Genomic DNA, 16,928 nt, shown 5'->3' with positions numbered 1-16,928 from the left:
AAAATGCGGCAGATTCGCAATTCAGCGACGTTACAGACGACCCAGATCATTAACCAGAGCGAGCAACATCACTCCGATTACCAAACTGATGCCAATCTGTATCCCCCAACCTTGCACCCGATCCGACAAGGGACGACCACGCGCCCACTCAATCAGATAAAACAACAAATGCCCCCCATCCAGCACAGGAATGGGCAGCAGATTCAGAACCCCCAGGCTAATACTCAGATAAGCAAGGAAATTCAGGAAATCAGCGACGCCCGACTGGGCCGAAGCGCCCGCCACTTTAGCAATGGTTATCGGTCCACTCAAGTTTTTTACCGAGAGCTCGCCGAACAACATTTTCTTCAGCGAATCGAGGGTCAGCAGGCTCATCGTCCAAGTGCGTCGAGCCCCCTCCCCCACGGCTGCCAACGGCCCGTAACTGACTTCGCGAATCATCTCTGGTGGCCAATCGACCGCTTTCACCCCCGCCCCAAGGTAACCGGTGGGCGCCTTGCTTTCGCCACGGGCAGCCAACATCACGGGGATGTCGATTTGAGCACCGTCACGCTCGACCCGCAGCATGATTTTGGTATCAGGATGCATACGGACCGTATCGACGACCTGTTGCCAGTCATCTACCGCCTTGCCATCCACTGCCAACAGTCGGTCGCCGGTCTTCAGGCCAGCAGCCTTGGCCGGACCTTTGGAATCCAGCTCAGCCAATACCGGCGGCAATGCCGGGCGCCATGGACGAATACCCAGTGAACGAATCGGGTCCGGCTCATCAGCACCCTTGAGCCACTTGTCCAACACCAGCTCACGAGGCGAATCCACGGTGGATCCCTGCTCACGAACCAGCAGTTGCAGGGAGCCGCTTTCACCCAGGCGACGGACCAATTGCAGATTGACTGCAGCCCAACCTGAAGTCGGCTCGCCGTCGATAGCAATGATTTCCTGGCCGGCGCCCAGGCCCGCCTTGGCAGCAAGGCTGCCGGATTCGACAGCACCGATGACCGGGCGAACCTGCTCGGTACCGAGCATCGCCAACGCCCAGAAAAACACCATCGCCAACAAAAAGTTGGCAATCGGCCCTGCCGCCACAATCGCAATGCGCTGGCGCACCGATTTACGGTTGAAGGATTGATCGAGCTGATCGGCCGGCACTTCACCTTCACGCTCGTCGAGCATTTTCACGTAGCCGCCCAGCGGAATGGCAGCCACCACGAATTCAGTGCCCTGCTTGTCGTGCCAGCGCAGCAGCGGCATGCCGAAGCCTACGGAGAAACGCAGCACCTTGACCCCACAGCGTCGCGCGACCCAGAAATGGCCGAACTCGTGGAAGGTGACCAGCACACCCAAAGCTACCAGGGTGCCGACAATCATATAGAGCGCGCTCATTTATTTTCTCCGCATTCCTATCCAGGCCTGCAATCTTACCGCCCGTGACGACTCAACCATTGTTCGGCCAGCTCACGCGCCTTGGCGTCCGCCGTGAACACTGCATCAAGATCATTCACTACAACCACCGGCTCGAGATTGAGTACTTCCTCGATGATACTCGCGATTTCCAGGTAACGAACCCGTCCGTCGAGAAAGGCCGCGACGGCGACTTCATTTGCCGCATTCAACATCGCCGGAGCGCTGTTGCCCGCCTCGGCTGCCTGCCGAGCCAGGCGCAGGCACGGGAATCGATCTTCATCAGGCGCCTGGAAGTCCAGGCGCGCGACGGCAAACAGGTCCAGCGGCGGCACGCCTGAGTCAATTCGCTCAGGCCATGCCAGCGCATTGGCGATCGGGGTTCGCATGTCCGGATTACCCAACTGGGCCAATACCGAGCCATCGATGTAGTCGACCAGCGAATGAATCACACTTTGGGGGTGAATCACCACTTCAACCTGGGACGGCTTGGCATCGAACAGCCAGCAGGCCTCGATCAATTCAAGCCCTTTATTCATCATGCTGGCCGAATCGACCGAGATCTTGCGCCCCATGGACCAATTAGGGTGGGCGCAGGCCTGCTCCGGCGAAACATGCGCCAGCTCGGCCATGGGCGTCTGCCGGAACGGACCGCCAGAAGCGGTCAGGAGAATGCGACGCACGCCGACCGCGTCCAGGCCTCGGGCAATATCCCGGGGCATGCATTGGAAAATCGCGTTGTGCTCACTGTCGATCGGCAGCAATACCGATCCACTCTTGCGTACGGCCTGCATGAACAACGCGCCGGACATGACCAGCGCTTCCTTGTTGGCCAGGAGGATCTTCTTGCCAGCCTCAACGGCCGCCAGGGTCGGGCGCAAGCCCGCCGCGCCGACGATGGCCGCCATGACCGCATCGACTTCAGGGGCGGCAGCAACCTGACACAACCCCTCCTCCCCCACCAGAACCCGAGTCGACAGGCCCGCGGCGCGCAGATCATCCTGCAAACGGCGGGCAGCTGCGGTTTCAGGCACTACGGCAAACTGTGGGGCGTGACGCACGCACAGCGCCAGCAGTTCGCTCAGGCGGCTGAAACCGCTCAAGGCGAAGACTTGATAGCGCCCAGGGTGGCGGGCGATGACATCCAGGGTGCTCAAACCGATCGAGCCCGTGCCCCCCAGGACGGTAATCTGTTGAGGACGGCTCACGGCGCAGCCATCCACAACAGCACTGCGAACACCGGGATCGCCGCGGTCAGGCTGTCGATGCGGTCCAGCACGCCGCCGTGCCCCGGCAACAGATTACTGCTGTCCTTGATCCCGGACTGGCGCTTGAACATGCTTTCGGTGAGATCACCCACCACCGAGACGAACACGATCAGCGCAGCGCCGATCAAGCCCTTGAACAATTGCGCCACTGTCCAGTCACGCACCAGGGCAACCAGGGTGGTGATCACCAGGCTCAGGGCCAGGCCACCGTATACACCTTCCCAGCTTTTACCCGGGCTGACCTGCGGCGCCAGCTTGCGCTTGCCGAAAGCACGTCCCGAGAAGTAAGCACCGATATCGGCACCCCAGACCAGCACCATCACCGCCATGATCAGCCAGTTGCCCAACGGGTACTGCTTGATGTGCACCAGGCCTTGCCAGGCCGGCAACAGGATCAACAGGCCGATCACCAGCTTGCAGGCAGCGCTCGCCCAATGCTCGCTGGAGCGCGGGTAGGTCAGCACCAGATAGGTCGCCACCGCCCACCAGAGCACCGAAGCACCCAACACCCATGGCGCGAGGCCAGGCAGGATGTACATGACGAACAGCATCAATGCAACGGCGGCGGCATAGCCGGCACGAAACGCTTGAGCAGCGAAACCGGCCAGGCGCGCCCATTCCCAGGCACCCAGGGTCACGACCAGGCCGATGAACAGCGCAAAAGCGGAACCTTCCAGCAGAAAAAACCCACACAGGGCAATCGGCAGCAGGATCAGCGCGGTGATGATACGTTGTTTAAGCATTAAACCCGGGCTCCAGCCTCGACCTGCTCGCTCGTTTTACCGAAGCGGCGCTGGCGAGATGCGAAATCGGCCAGCGCATTGCGCATGGCGTCGTGTTTGAAGTCCGGCCAGAACAGGTCGGAGAAGTACAACTCGGCGTAGGCCAGTTGCCACAGCAGGAAGTTACTGATGCGATGTTCGCCACCGGTACGGATGCACAAGTCCGGCAATGGCAGGTCGCCTGTGGCCAGACAGGTTTGCAGCAGCTGCGGCGTGATGTCTTCCGGCCGCAGGTGCCCGGCCTGGACTTCACGCGCCAGGCGCTGCGCGGCTTGCGCGATATCCCACTGACCGCCGTAATTGGCGGCGATCTGCAGGACGAAGCGATTGGCGCCGGCCGTCATGGCTTCGGCTTCACGCATGGCAGCCTGGAGTTCCGGATGGAAGCGTGAACGGTCGCCAATGATGCGCAAGCTGATGTTGTTGTCGTTGAGGCGCTTGGCCTCTCGACGCAATGCCTTGAAGAACAGATCCATCAAGGCACTGACTTCATCGGCGGGACGCTGCCAGTTCTCACTGGAGAAGGCGAACAAGGTCAACACCTCGACCCCCGCCTCGGCACACACCTCGATGACCGCGCGCACCGCATCCACACCCGCTTTATGCCCGGCGACACCCGGCATAAAGCGTTTTTTCGCCCAGCGATTATTACCATCCATGATGATCGCGACATGGCGCGGCACCGTGGACGGTGCAACCTGCTTGGTCTTTTCCATGAAAGCGCGAACCTTATACGGCCATCAGGTCTTTTTCTTTCTGCGCCAGGTTCGCGTCGATTTGAGCCACGTACTTCTTGGTCAGATCATCGATTTCGCCAGTTGCGCGACGCTCTTCGTCTTCGCTGATTTCCTTTTCCTTGACCAGATCCTTGAGCTGGCTGTTGGCGTCGCGACGGATGTTGCGCACGGCAACCCGGGCATCCTCAGCCACGTCACGCGCCTGCTTGGTGAAGCCCTTGCGGGTTTCCTCGGTCAGGGCCGGCATGGAGATCAGCAGCAACTCACCCAGGTTGGTCGGGTTGAGGTTCAGGCCGGCACTGCCGATGGCCTTGTCGACGGCGCCCAGCATGTTGCGCTCAAAGGCAACCACTTGCAGGGTACGCGCATCCTTGACGGTGATGTTCGCCACTTGCTTGATCGGGGTATCGGCACCGTAATACGGAACCATCACACCTTCCAGGATGCTTGGGTGCGCCTGGCCGGTACGAATACGACCAAAGTTGTGCGCCAGCGACTCCACGGACTTCTGCATGCGCTCTTGAGCGTCTTTCTTGATTTCGTTGATCATTGTTGGCCTTCCTCGATCAGGGTCCCTTCAGCGCCACCATGCACGATATTCAGCAGGGCGCCGGGCTTGTTCATGTTAAATACGCGCAACGGCATCTTGTGGTCGCGGCACAGGCAAATGGCCGTCAGATCCATCACGCCCAGCTTGCGATCCAGTACTTCATCGTAGGTCAGATGATCGAACTTCTCGGCATGCGGGTCTTTGAATGGGTCAGCGGTGTAGACGCCATCGACCTTGGTTGCCTTGAGCACGACATCGGCGTCGATTTCAATTGCACGCAGGCAGGCAGCCGAATCCGTGGTGAAGAACGGGTTGCCGGTGCCGGCCGCGAAAATCACCACATCCTTGGAATTCAAGTGGCGCATGGCCTTGCGGCGATCGTAGTGATCGGTCACGCCAACCATGGAGATGGCCGACATCACGATGGCCGAGATATTGGCACGTTCCAGCGCATCGCGCATGGCCAAGGCGTTCATCACAGTGGCCAGCATGCCCATGTGGTCGCCCGTGACCCGGTCCATGCCCGCCTTGCTCAACGCTTCGCCGCGGAACAGGTTACCGCCGCCGATCACCAGGCCGACCTGGACACCGATGCCAACCAACTGGCCGACTTCCAGCGCCATGCGATCCAGAACTTTCGGATCGATCCCGAACTCTTCCGAGCCCATCAGGGCCTCGCCGCTAAGCTTGAGTAGAATGCGTTTATAGCGAGCCTGATAACCACTGCCCTGCTGAGCCATTGCGAATCTCTCCTGCGGCGTATTTTAAAAAATTCTTTGCGAGCTGTTTTCAGCTGGCGTTCACTCTAGCGTGGCGCTGCTTCAGCGCCATCGGAACATGGCTTTGTAAGCCAGTTCCAAACGGAAACCAATAAAAATTGGTTACCCATCTGAAAAGAGGCTGCGCGCGTGAGCGGGCAGCCTCTTCAGGGCGACAGTTAAAAAAACTGTCTTATTGCTTGGCGGCAGCCAGCTGTGCGGCAACTTCTTCAGCGAAGTTGTCCACTGGCTTCTCGATGCCTTCGCCGACTTTGAAGTAGGTGAAGGAAACGATTTCAGCGCCAGCTTTCTTGGCCAGGGCACCCACGGTGAGCTCTGGGTTCATTACGAAAGCTTGCTCAACCAGGCTGGCTTCAGCCAGGAACTTGGTGATACGGCCAGCAATCATCTTCTCGACGATTTCAGCAGGCTTGCCTTTCATCTTGTCTTCGTTCAGCTGCAGGAATACAGCTTTCTCGCGCTCGATGGCTTCGGCAGAAACCTGCGATGGCAGCAGGAATTCAGGGTTGCTTGCCGCCACGTGCATGGCGATCTCTTTGGCCAGCTGAACATCGCCGCCCTTGAGAACAACAGCAACACCGATCTTGTTACCGTGCAGGTAAGTACCCACCACGTCACCTTCAACGCGAACCAGGCGACGGATGTTGACGTTTTCGCCAACTTTCGCCACCAGGGCTTCACGAGCCGATTCCTGAGCGGCGATCAGCGGAGCTGCGTCGGTCAGTTTTTCAGCGAAGGCTTTTTCTACGCTGGCAGCAACGAAGTTCTTGAAGTCGTCTTGCAGGGCCAGGAAGTCGGTCTGCGAGTTCACTTCCAGCAGTACGGCGGACTTGTCGTCGGCCTTGATGGCGATTGCGCCTTCAGCGGCAACGTTGCCCGCTTTCTTGGCAGCCTTGATGGCGCCCGAAGCACGCATGTCATCAATGGCTTTCTCGATGTCGCCGCCGGCCTTGGTCAAGGCCTTTTTGCAATCCATCATGCCTTCGCCGGTACGCTCGCGCAGTTCTTTGACCAACGCTGCAGTAATCTCTGCCATTTCAAAATTCCTCTTGGATAGGTTATCAACCATTCCACCCGATCGAACGGGCGTTCAATTCTTCCCGAACCACCCTTGTTAGCTGCCGCACGTTACAGATAGAGCAGTGGGCGCCGACAAACGGTTTTCGAGGTGGCAAAAAGGGGGCCAAGCCCCCTTTTTGCTTACTGAGTCAACGCCAGGGCGTCAATTACTCAGCTGCAGCTGCCGGAGCTTCTTCAACGAAAACTTCGGTGCCGCCAGCAACGTTGTTGCGACCACGGATAACAGCGTCAGCCATCGAACCCATGTACAGCTGGATAGCGCGGATTGCGTCATCGTTGCCTGGGATGATGTAGTCAACGCCTTCCGGGCTGCTGTTGGTATCGACTACGCCGATAACCGGGATGCCCAGCTTGTTGGCTTCGGTGATCGCGATGCGCTCGTGATCAACGTCGATAACGAACAGAGCGTCTGGCAGACCGCCCATGTCCTTGATACCACCCAGGGAACGATCCAGCTTTTCCAGGTCACGGGAGCGCATCAGCGCTTCTTTCTTGGTCAGCTTGGCGAAAGTACCGTCTTCGGCTTGTACTTCAAGGTCACGCAGACGCTTGATGGAAGCACGGATGGTCTTGAAGTTGGTCAGCATGCCGCCCAACCAGCGGTGATCGACGTACGGCGAACCGCAACGTGCTGCTTCTTCAGCAACGATCTTGCCAGCGGAACGCTTGGTGCCGACGAACAGAATCTTGTTTTTGCCCTGGGCCAGGCGCTCTACGAAAGTCAGAGCTTCGTTGAACATTGGCAGGGTTTTTTCAAGGTTGATAATGTGAATCTTGTTACGCGCGCCGAAAATGTATTTACCCATTTTCGGGTTCCAGTAACGGGTCTGGTGACCGAAGTGCACACCGGCCTTCAGCATATCGCGCATGTTGACTTGGGACATGATAGTTCCTTAATAAGTCGGGTTTGGCCTCCACGTATCCCAATGACCAACCACCAGCATTTCGCTTGCGGCACCCAGGTCATCGTGTCGACACGTGTGTGGATTTAAGCTTTTCGGGGCATCCCCGGAAAGCGGCGCATTTTATATCACAAGGCAGGAAAAAACGGAACCCGGATTCTGAAATCGAGGCGAATGCACAACACCATCCCTTGGAATCGGCCCAGAATGCACCATTCTATAGAGAGAAGCGATCTACAGAGCCGCGGATTTGCGTTGATCGTCTGTTAGAATCGCGTTTTTCAGGGCTGCGAAGATCGATCGCGCAATGCCCTTTTCGTCTGGAAAGCGCCATCGAGCGTAGAGAGAGCCTGTATGACCGTCACCCTCAAAACCCCAGAGGACATCGCTGGCATGCGTGTCGCCGGCAAACTGGCCGCCGACGTGCTGGAAATGATTGCCGAATATGTCAAACCGGGCGTCACCACCGATCAACTGAACCAGATCTGTCACGACTATATCGTCAACGAGCAGAAGGCCATCCCTGCCCCGCTGAACTACAAGGGCTATCCGAAGTCGATCTGCACCTCGATCAACCATGTGGTCTGCCACGGCATCCCGAACGACAAGCCGCTCAAGGATGGCGACACCCTGAACATCGACGTCACGGTCATCAAGGACGGCTACCACGGCGACACCAGCCGCATGTTCCACGTCGGCAACGTGCCGGTCTGGGCTGAGCGCCTGTCGCAAGTGACCCAGGAATGCATGTACAAGGCGATTGAAATCGTCAAGCCGGGGTGCCGCCTGGGCGACATCGGTGAAATCATCCAGAAGCACGCCGAGAAGAACGGCTTTTCGGTGGTTCGCGAGTTCTGCGGCCACGGCATCGGCAAGGTGTTCCATGAAGAGCCGCAGATCCTGCACTACGGCCGTGCCGGTACCGGCATGGAACTGAAGGCTGGCATGACCTTCACCATCGAGCCAATGATCAACCAGGGCCGCGCCGACACCAAGGTACTGGGCGATGGCTGGACCGCGATCACCAAGGACCGCAAGCTGTCGGCACAGTGGGAACACACCTTGCTGGTAACCGAAACCGGCTACGAGATCTTCACCCTGCGCAGCGATGACACCATCCCTCGCGTTTCGGCCTGATCCCGTCACCGTATCCAGCCTATAGAAAGGAAAGCAATCGATGCCGCAGGTGGATCCAGAACTCTTCGATCGCGGCCAGTTCCAGGCTGAACTGGCCCTGAAGGCCAGCCCGATCCCGGCCTTCAAGAAGGCGATCCGCCAGGCTCGCGAGGTGCTCGACGGGCGCTTTCGCAGTGGCCGGGAGATTCGCCGCTTGATCGAGGACCGTGCCTGGTTCGTCGATAACATCCTGCAAAAGGCCTGGGAGCAATTCAGCTGGAGCGAAGACGCCGACATCGCGCTGGTCGCGGTCGGCGGCTACGGTCGTGGCGAATTGCATCCTTATTCCGATATCGACCTGCTGATCCTGCTGGACAGTGCGGACCACGAAGTTTTCCGCGAGCCCATCGAGCGCTTCCTGACCCTGCTGTGGGACATTGGCCTGGAAGTCGGCCAGAGCGTTCGCTCGGTTGACGAGTGCGCCGTCGAGGCCCGCGCTGACCTCACGGTTGTCACCAACCTGATGGAAAGCCGCACCATCTGCGGCCCCGAACACCTGCGCCAGCGCATGCTGGACGTCACCAGCACCGCACACATGTGGCCGAGCAAGGAGTTCTTCCTGGCCAAGCGCGCCGAGCAGAAAGCCCGTCACCACAAGTACAACGACACCGAGTACAACCTGGAACCCAACGTCAAGGGCTCGCCCGGCGGCCTGCGGGATATCCAGACGATTCTCTGGGTGGCCCGTCGCGAGTACGGCACCCTGAACCTGCGGGCACTGGCCGGCGAAGGTTTCCTGGTCGAAAGCGAAAACGCCTTGCTGGCCTCCTCCCAGGAGTTCCTGTGGAAGGTGCGTTATGCGCTGCACATGCTCGCCGGACGCTCCGAAGACCGCCTGCTGTTCGATCACCAACGCACCATTGCCGGGCTGCTGGGATTTGAAGGGGACGACGCCAAGCAAGCCGTCGAGAACTTCATGCAACAGTATTTCCGCGTGGTCATGAGCATTGCCCAGCTCAGCGACCTGATCATCCAGCACTTCGAGGAAGTCATCCTCGCGCCTGAGGATGCGACACCGCCACAACCGGTCAACTCACGATTCCAGTTGCACGACGGCTACATCGAGGCGCGTAACGACAATGTGTTCCGCCGCACGCCGTTCGCCATGCTCGAAATCTTCGTGCTGATGGCCCAGCAACCGGAAATCAAGGGTGTGCGCGCCGATACCATTCGCCTGCTGCGCGAAAACCGGCACCTGATCAACGACGATTTCCGCAACGACATACGCAACACCAGCCTGTTCATCGAGCTGTTCAAATGCAAGATCGGCATCCACCGCAACCTGCGCCGGATGAACCGCTACGGCATTCTCGGGCGTTATCTGCCGGAATTCGGTTTCATCGTCGGCCAGATGCAGCACGACCTTTTCCACATCTATACGGTTGACGCCCACACCCTGAACCTGATCAAGCACCTGCGTAAGTTGCAGTACACCCAGGTTTCGGAAAAATTCCCGTTGGCCAGCAAGCTCATGGCCAAGTTGCCCAAGCCTGAACTGATCTATCTCGCCGGCCTGTACCACGACATCGGCAAGGGCCGGCATGGCGATCACTCGGACATCGGCGCGGTGGACGCCGAGGCCTTCTGCCAGCGCCATCAGCTGCCGGTATGGGACAGCCGCCTGATCGTCTGGCTGGTGCAAAACCATCTGATGATGTCGACCACGGCCCAGCGCAAGGATTTGTCCGATCCCCAGGTGATCCATGATTTCGCCCAGACAGTGGGCGATGAAACACGCCTCGATTACCTGTATGTGCTGACGGTCGCCGACATCAACGCCACCAACCCGACCCTGTGGAACTCCTGGCGGGCCAGCCTGCTGCGCCAGCTCTACACCGAAACCAAGCGCGCCCTGCGTCGCGGCCTGGAAAACCCGGTGGACCGCGAAGAACAGATCCGCCAGACCCAGAGCGCCGCACTGGACATCCTGGTGCGCGGCGGCACCGACCCGGACGATGTCGAGCAGTTGTGGGCGCAACTGGGGGACGACTATTTCCTGCGCCACACCGCCGGCGATGTCGCCTGGCACAGCGATGCGATCCTCCAGCAGCCGGCCGACGGCGGGCCGCTGGTACTGATCAAGGAAACCACTCAACGCGAGTTCGAGGGCGGCACGCAAATCTTCATCTACGCGCCGGACCAGCACGATTTCTTCGCCGTAACCGTGGCCGCGATGGACCAGCTCAACCTGAACATCCATGACGCCCGGGTCATCACCTCCAGCAGCCAGTTCACCCTCGACACCTATATTGTGCTCGATACCGATGGCGACTCGATCGGTGATAATCCGGCACGGGTCAAGCAGATCCGTGACGGCCTGACCGAAGCCCTGCGCAATCCGGACAATTACCCGACCATCATCCAGCGCCGAGTGCCGCGCCAGCTCAAGCATTTCGCCTTCGCACCACAGGTGACGATCCACAACGACGCCCAGCGCCCGGTGACCGTCCTGGAACTGACTGCCCCTGATCGCCCTGGCCTGCTGGCACGGGTCGGCACGATCTTCCTGGAGTTCGACCTGTCGCTGCAGAACGCCAAGATCGCCACCCTCGGGGAGCGCGTGGAAGACGTGTTCTTCATCACCGACGCGAACAACCAACCGTTGTCCGACCCGTTGTTGTGCAGTCGCTTGCAGGATGCAATCGTCGAACAGTTGAGCGTCAACCAGGAACCCGATATCAAACTGTCGCGCATCAGCATTTGAATTAAGTATCTCCCCTCTGTAGGAGCCGGCTTGCTGGCTCCTACAGAGTGCAGGTCTTCACATTGAACGAGATCCATCGATGAACAACGCTCTGACCCAGCTCCAGCCCTACCCGTTCGAGAAGCTCCGCGCCCTGCTCGGCAGCGTCACGCCAAACCCGGACAAACGCCCTATCGCGTTGTCGATCGGCGAACCGAAACACCGCTCGCCAAGCTTCGTCGCCGAAGCCCTGGCCAGCAACCTGGATCAGATGGCCGTGTACCCGACCACCCTCGGCATCCCGGCCCTGCGTGAAGCCATCGCCGCCTGGTGCGAGCGCCGCTTCGGCGTTCCGAGCGGCTGGATCGACCCGGCGCGCAACGTGCTGCCAGTCAACGGCACCCGTGAAGCGCTGTTCGCGTTCACCCAGACCGTGGTCAACCGTAGTGACGACGCGCTGGTGGTCAGTCCGAACCCCTTTTATCAGATCTATGAAGGCGCCGCGTTCCTCGCCGGGGCCAAGCCGCACTACCTGCCGTGCCTGGACGAAAATGGCTTCAATCCGGATTTCGATGCCGTTTCGCCGGACATCTGGCAACGCTGCCAGATCCTGTTCCTGTGCTCGCCGGGCAACCCAACCGGCGCGCTGATCCCGGTCGAGACCTTGAAAAAGCTGATCGCCCTGGCTGACGAATACGACTTCGTGATCGCCGCGGACGAGTGCTACAGCGAGCTGTATTTCGACGAACAGACGCCGCCACCAGGCCTACTCAGCGCTTGCGTGGAACTGGGCCGCAAGGATTTCAAGCGCTGCGTGGTATTCCACAGCCTGTCCAAGCGCTCCAACCTGCCAGGCCTGCGTTCGGGCTTCGTGGCCGGTGACGCTGACGTCCTCAAGGGCTTCCTGCTCTACCGCACTTATCACGGCTGCGCGATGCCGGTTCAAACCCAACTGGCCAGCGTTGCCGCGTGGAACGACGAAGTGCATGTGCGCGCCAACCGTGCGCTGTATCGCGAGAAGTACGACGCGGTGCTGAAAATCCTCAGCCCGGTGATGGACGTGCAACGCCCGGACGGCGGTTTTTACCTGTGGCCGAATGTGGCCGGTGACGACGCAGCCTTCTGCCGCGACCTGTTCGAGCAGGAGCATGTGACCGTCGTGCCGGGTTCCTACCTGTCGCGGGATGTCGATGGCGTCAATCCGGGTGCCGGGCGCGTGCGCATGGCATTGGTTGCGCCGCTGGCGGAGTGTGTAGAGGCCGCAGAGCGAATTCGCAACTTCATTGATGCACGCAGTAAATAACAATGAGTTCCCCTGCACCGTGCAACGCGGTGCAGGCCAACTTAAACAACTTCACACCCAACAAACTAAACTTATACGCGCAACAAACTGAACAATTAACAATCTAGACAACCCCCTACCCACCCTTTAATTTGAGGCCTCACTCACAGACCACTAAGCACAACCAAATGAATCAACTTAAATGCTGCAAAACCATTGCAACTTCCGACCCTGCTGCCTCTTATCAAGCCGCCATCAATGAGCACCCCTCTAACGGAGTCACTCACGGCAATCGTAAAAAGCGCAGTATCAGCGACCACACCAAATATTGGAAGCCAGGGAAAACCCTGAGAATCCTGATCTTCGAATACAATGAACTCTCTTTTGCCGCGGTAAAAAACGCTGCAAGCAAATGGCTGCCGTACATCAATCTCAATTTCGAATTCATTGAAATGGATGAACAAGACATTTTTTCTTCGGAAGAATTCCTGGGTGACATTCGCATCGACTTTCAACCCTCGTTCGATAATAGCGGCGGTTCAAGAATCGGTACCGACGCGATTACCGGCGACCCCCAAGCGCCGTCCATGACCCTGGGAACCAAATTTTCCTCTCCCTATTTCGAATATACGGTTATTCATGAATTTGGGCATGCACTCGGATTGGGTCATGAGCATCAACATCCAGATGCAGGGATACCTTGGGACCGAGAAAAAACATACGCCCACATGATCAGCAGTACGTTTACCAGAGCTGAAGTTGATGCCAATGTCTTTCCCTTGGAGCGCAGTGCCTTTCAGGCTTTCACCCCCTATGACCGGCATTCCGTAATGCACTATGAAGTCCTCAACGAACTTACCGTGGGTGACTGGCATCAACCTCTAAACTTGCATATCAGCCAAGGCGACATTGCGGCCGTGCGCATGATTTACCCATAACCGCGCCAGCTCGACAATCCGCTTACTTTACCGCCCCCAGTTTAGCCTCACTCAAGTCCAGCTCACCCAATACCTCGCGCAACACGTCATCCCCAATCTGGTGATGACGACTAAGGCTATACAACTCCAGGCGCTGCGCTCGCAGGGCCTTCAAACGCAGGCGCCGTTCCAGCAAGTCCATTTGAAAGGCCAGTGCCTGGGCTTCGGCCGAGTCATTGAATACTTCAAGCTGATGCCGATACTCGGACATGATCCGCGCCTTGAGTTCTACCGCCAGCGCCGCTTGAGCGGCGTCCTGTGGGTTGACCTCTTCGGTTTCGAGGGCATGAATGGCCGCTTCGGCGGTTTTGCGCCAGGCGTCGCGCACTTCATTGCGGCGCTTGTCGTCCGGGCTTTTTTCGATGCCTCGCAGCAGCAACGGCAACGCCACGCACGCGGCGATCAACGACAGCAAAATCACCCCGGCAGCGATGAAGATCAGCAGGTCACGCTCGGGAAATGCCTCTGCCCCCATGAACATTGGCACCGACATCACACCCGCCAATGTTACCGCCCCGCGCACGCCACCAACGGTCAGTAACCAGCAGGAGCGCGCGCTCGGCACCCGGGTGATCTCATCCTTGCCGCGCCAGCGCCGCAGCACAATGGACAGGCGCCAGATGCTCTGCACCCAGACGAACCGCAACACCAGCAGCACCAGGAAAATCGCCAGCACATCGACACAGCGATAAAACAGCGTCGGCCACAGCGAAGTTTCATGGCTGGCCACGGCTTTGATGATGTCCGGCAACTGCAAGCCCAGCAGCAGGAAAATCAAGCCATTGAAGGCGAACTCCAGCAGTGACCAGACGCTGCGATTAAGCAACCGCGTGTTGGTCTGGCGCGGCAGCAGATCGAGCCAGCTTTGCATCATCCCCGCCGCTACCGCCGACAGAATGCCCGACGCTCCCACGCGTTCGGCGAGCACGTAGGCGGCAAATGGCAGCAACAACATGAAGACGACGTGGGTGGCCGGGTCATCCCAGCCACGGGCGATCATCCACGAGCGCAGGCGCCCTACCAGCCAGCTCAAGGCCACGCCAATGGCCAGGCCGCCGACCGCCACCAATACAAAGGTGACACTGGCGTTGGCCAGCGAAAATGCCCCGGTCACTGCCGCCACCAGGGCGAACTTGAACGTCACCAGACCCGAGGCATCGTTCATCAACGCCTCGCCCTGCAGCATGTGCATCAAGGGCGTCGGCAAGCGATTCTGAGAGATCGCCGACACCGCCACGGCGTCCGTGGGCGACAGCACCGCCGCCAATGCAAACGCCACCGGCAACGGGATAGTCGGCAGCAACCAGTGAATAAAATACCCGGCACCGACCACGGTAAACAGCACCAACCCCACGGCCAGGGTGAGGATCGGTCCACGCAAACGCCAGAATTCACGTTTGGGCATGCGCCAGCCATCGGAAAACAACAACGGTGGCAGGAACAGAAACAGAAACAATTCAGGATCCAGCGCCACATGCAGGCCGAGGGTCGGCCAGGCAAGCAAGGCACCCGCGGCAATTTGCACCAACGGCAACGGCAGTGGGATCACCCGTCCGAGCAGGCGCGAAACACCTACCAGCATCAACAGAATCAGAACGGTGTAGGCGGTTTGCATAAAGCGTGGTTCCCGGACAATCGACAGCATTGAAGTGCCATATTAGCCGCTTAGACTGTGCGCTTGCCCTTACACCTATGTCGCACCCTGTCACAACTGTATTCCCAGGGGTTTTGTCCTACAGCCGCCGCGAAACCATCCGGCCATGGCATAATCCGGCACCTTTTATTTCCAACACCTGTAAAGGGGGCGATTCCTTGACCGTTTCAAGTAAAACGTTGCACCTTTTCGGCATCAAGGCGTGTGACACCATGAAAAAGGCGCGCACCTGGCTTGATGAACACGCTGTCAGCTATGACTTCCATGATTACAAAGCGGTCGGTATCGATCGTGAACACCTGACCCAATGGTGCAACGAGCACGGCTGGGAAGTGGTGTTAAACCGTGCAGGCACGACCTTTCGCAAGCTCGACGACGAACGCAAAGCCGATCTCGACCAGTCGAAAGCCATCGAACTGATGCTCGCACAACCTTCGATGATCAAGCGCCCGGTGCTCGATCTCGGTGACCGAACCCTGATTGGCTTCAAGCCAGATATCTACGCGGCCGCGCTCAAATAAGCAGCCCGTTTCAATTTGCTAGAGGTATCAACATGTCCACTACCCTGTTCAGCCTGGCCTTTGGTGTCGGCACCCAAAACCGTCAAGGCGCCTGGCTGGAAGTGTTCTACGCACAGCCATTGCTCAACCCGTCTGCCGAACTGGTCGCTGCCATTGCGCCGATCCTGGCCTACACCGAAGGCAACCAGGCCATCACCTTCACCACCGCGCAAGCTTCGCAACTGGCTGAAGCCGTGAAAGGTGTCGACGCTGCCCAGGCCGCCCTGCTGACCCGCCTGGCCGAGAGCCACAAGCCGCTGGTCGCCACTGTCCTGGCCGAAGACGCACAACTGACCTCCACGCCTGAGGCCTACCTCAAGCTGCACCTGCTGTCCCATCGCCTGGTCAAGCCACACGGCCTGAACCTGGCTGGCGTGTTCCCGCTGCTGCCAAACGTAGCCTGGACCAGCCAGGGCGCCATCGACCTGTCCGAACTGGCCGAGCATCAACTTGAAGCCCGCCTGCGCGGCGAGCTGCTGGAAGTGTTCTCGGTGGACAAGTTCCCGAAAATGACCGACTACGTCGTACCGGCCGGTGTGCGTATCGCTGACGCCGCGCGCCTGCGCCTGGGCGCCTACGTGGGCGAAGGCACCACCGTAATGCACGAAGGCTTCATCAACTTCAACGCCGGCACCGAAGGCCCGGGCATGATCGAAGGCCGCGTCTCCGCTGGCGTATTCGTCGGCAAGGGTTCGGACCTGGGCGGCGGCTGTTCGACCATGGGCACTCTCTCGGGTGGCGGCAACATCGTGATCAAGGTTGGCGAAGGCTGCCTGATCGGCGCCAACGCCGGTATCGGTATCCCGTTGGGCGACCGCAACACCGTTGAGTCGGGCCTGTATGTGACTGCCGGTACCAAGGTGGCGCTGCTGGACGAGAACAACGAGCTGGTGAAAGTTGTGAAGGCCCGTGAGCTGGCCGGCCAGGCCGACCTGCTGTTCCGTCGCAATTCGCAAACCGGTGCCGTGGAGTGCAAGACCCACAAATCGGCGATCGAATTGAACGAAGCGCTGCACGCTCACAACTAAGCGTCAGTCGATTCCTGTAGGAGCGAGCATGCTCGCGATGAACGTCAACGATAACGCGGGGCACCAGAC

At 59.1% G+C, this 16,928-nt stretch carries 15 protein-coding genes; 6 read left to right on the top strand and 9 right to left on the bottom strand.

All coding sequences use genetic code 11. The annotated features are described in order from the left end of the window. Positions 1-30: 30 nt before the first annotated feature. The 8 genes from rseP to rpsB form a co-directional block, all read right to left on the bottom strand. Positions 31-1,383 (bottom strand): RIP metalloprotease RseP, encoded by a 1,353-nt coding sequence (gene rseP / locus PSUM_RS12560; RefSeq protein ID WP_033041570.1) that lies wholly within the window; start codon positions 1,381-1,383, stop codon positions 31-33. Positions 1,384-1,418: 35 nt separating this feature from the next. Continuing rightward, positions 1,419-2,609, bottom strand: coding sequence for a 1-deoxy-D-xylulose-5-phosphate reductoisomerase (ispC, locus tag PSUM_RS12555; protein WP_083348325.1), 1,191 nt, complete (start codon positions 2,607-2,609; stop codon positions 1,419-1,421). Then, positions 2,606-3,412, bottom strand: a complete 807-nt coding sequence (locus tag PSUM_RS12550; protein WP_033041572.1) for a phosphatidate cytidylyltransferase — start codon at positions 3,410-3,412, stop codon at positions 2,606-2,608. The genes ispC and PSUM_RS12550 overlap by 4 nt, the downstream gene beginning before the upstream one ends. Further along, entirely contained in the window at positions 3,412-4,167 is a 756-nt protein-coding gene (gene uppS, locus PSUM_RS12545) for a polyprenyl diphosphate synthase (protein WP_020799865.1), read from the bottom strand. Before uppS ends, PSUM_RS12550 begins: the two co-directional genes overlap by 1 nt. Before the next feature lie 13 nt (positions 4,168-4,180). Beyond that, entirely contained in the window at positions 4,181-4,738 is a 558-nt protein-coding gene (gene frr / locus PSUM_RS12540; RefSeq protein ID WP_008057309.1) for a ribosome recycling factor, read from the bottom strand. After that, the gene (gene pyrH / locus PSUM_RS12535; RefSeq protein ID WP_003222124.1) at positions 4,735-5,478 is read right to left on the bottom strand and encodes a UMP kinase; all 744 of its coding nucleotides are present in this window, start codon (positions 5,476-5,478) and stop codon (positions 4,735-4,737) included. The genes frr and pyrH overlap by 4 nt, the downstream gene beginning before the upstream one ends. A 211-nt stretch (positions 5,479-5,689) precedes the next feature. After that, a complete protein-coding gene (gene tsf, locus PSUM_RS12530) occupies positions 5,690-6,553 on the bottom strand; it encodes a translation elongation factor Ts (RefSeq protein WP_008019553.1) in 864 nt (287 codons plus the stop codon). 190 nt (positions 6,554-6,743) lie between these two features. Then, the gene (rpsB, locus tag PSUM_RS12525; RefSeq protein ID WP_008057307.1) at positions 6,744-7,481 is read right to left on the bottom strand and encodes a 30S ribosomal protein S2; all 738 of its coding nucleotides are present in this window, start codon (positions 7,479-7,481) and stop codon (positions 6,744-6,746) included. 372 nt (positions 7,482-7,853) lie between these two features. Between rpsB and map the strand changes: the two genes are divergently transcribed. The 4 genes from map (at position 7,854) to PSUM_RS12505 (ending at position 13,578) form a co-directional block, all read left to right on the top strand. Next, the gene (map, locus tag PSUM_RS12520; protein ID WP_020799866.1) at positions 7,854-8,636 is read left to right on the top strand and encodes a type I methionyl aminopeptidase; all 783 of its coding nucleotides are present in this window, start codon (positions 7,854-7,856) and stop codon (positions 8,634-8,636) included. 40 nt (positions 8,637-8,676) lie between these two features. Next, a complete protein-coding gene (locus tag PSUM_RS12515; protein WP_033040572.1) occupies positions 8,677-11,379 on the top strand; it encodes a [protein-PII] uridylyltransferase in 2,703 nt (900 codons plus the stop codon). Between the two features lie 79 nt (positions 11,380-11,458). After that, the gene (gene dapC, locus PSUM_RS12510) at positions 11,459-12,661 is read left to right on the top strand and encodes a succinyldiaminopimelate transaminase (RefSeq protein ID WP_020799868.1); all 1,203 of its coding nucleotides are present in this window, start codon (positions 11,459-11,461) and stop codon (positions 12,659-12,661) included. A gap of 167 nt (positions 12,662-12,828) precedes the next feature. After that, the gene (locus tag PSUM_RS12505; RefSeq protein WP_020799869.1) at positions 12,829-13,578 is read left to right on the top strand and encodes a M12 family metallopeptidase; all 750 of its coding nucleotides are present in this window, start codon (positions 12,829-12,831) and stop codon (positions 13,576-13,578) included. 22 nt (positions 13,579-13,600) lie between these two features. Here PSUM_RS12505 and PSUM_RS12500 read toward each other — a convergent pair whose 3' ends face one another. Then, a complete protein-coding gene (locus tag PSUM_RS12500) occupies positions 13,601-15,232 on the bottom strand; it encodes a Na+/H+ antiporter (RefSeq protein ID WP_033042550.1) in 1,632 nt (543 codons plus the stop codon). A 197-nt stretch (positions 15,233-15,429) separates the two neighbouring features. On the opposite strand from PSUM_RS12500, the gene PSUM_RS12495 reads away from it, so the two are divergent. Both PSUM_RS12495 and dapD read left to right on the top strand, forming a co-directional pair. Continuing rightward, a complete protein-coding gene (locus PSUM_RS12495; RefSeq protein ID WP_008057297.1) occupies positions 15,430-15,792 on the top strand; it encodes an ArsC family reductase in 363 nt (120 codons plus the stop codon). A 32-nt stretch (positions 15,793-15,824) separates the two neighbouring features. Then, positions 15,825-16,859, top strand: a complete 1,035-nt coding sequence (gene dapD, locus PSUM_RS12490) for a 2,3,4,5-tetrahydropyridine-2,6-dicarboxylate N-succinyltransferase (protein ID WP_083348324.1) — start codon at positions 15,825-15,827, stop codon at positions 16,857-16,859. Positions 16,860-16,928 lie beyond the last annotated feature (69 nt).

This window comes from Pseudomonas umsongensis (assembly GCF_002236105.1).
In the GTDB taxonomy this organism is placed as follows: Bacteria; Pseudomonadota; Gammaproteobacteria; order Pseudomonadales; family Pseudomonadaceae; genus Aquipseudomonas; species Aquipseudomonas umsongensis.
Note: the sequence above shows the minus strand (reverse complement) of the source record. Positions and strands in the feature narration are given on the sequence as shown.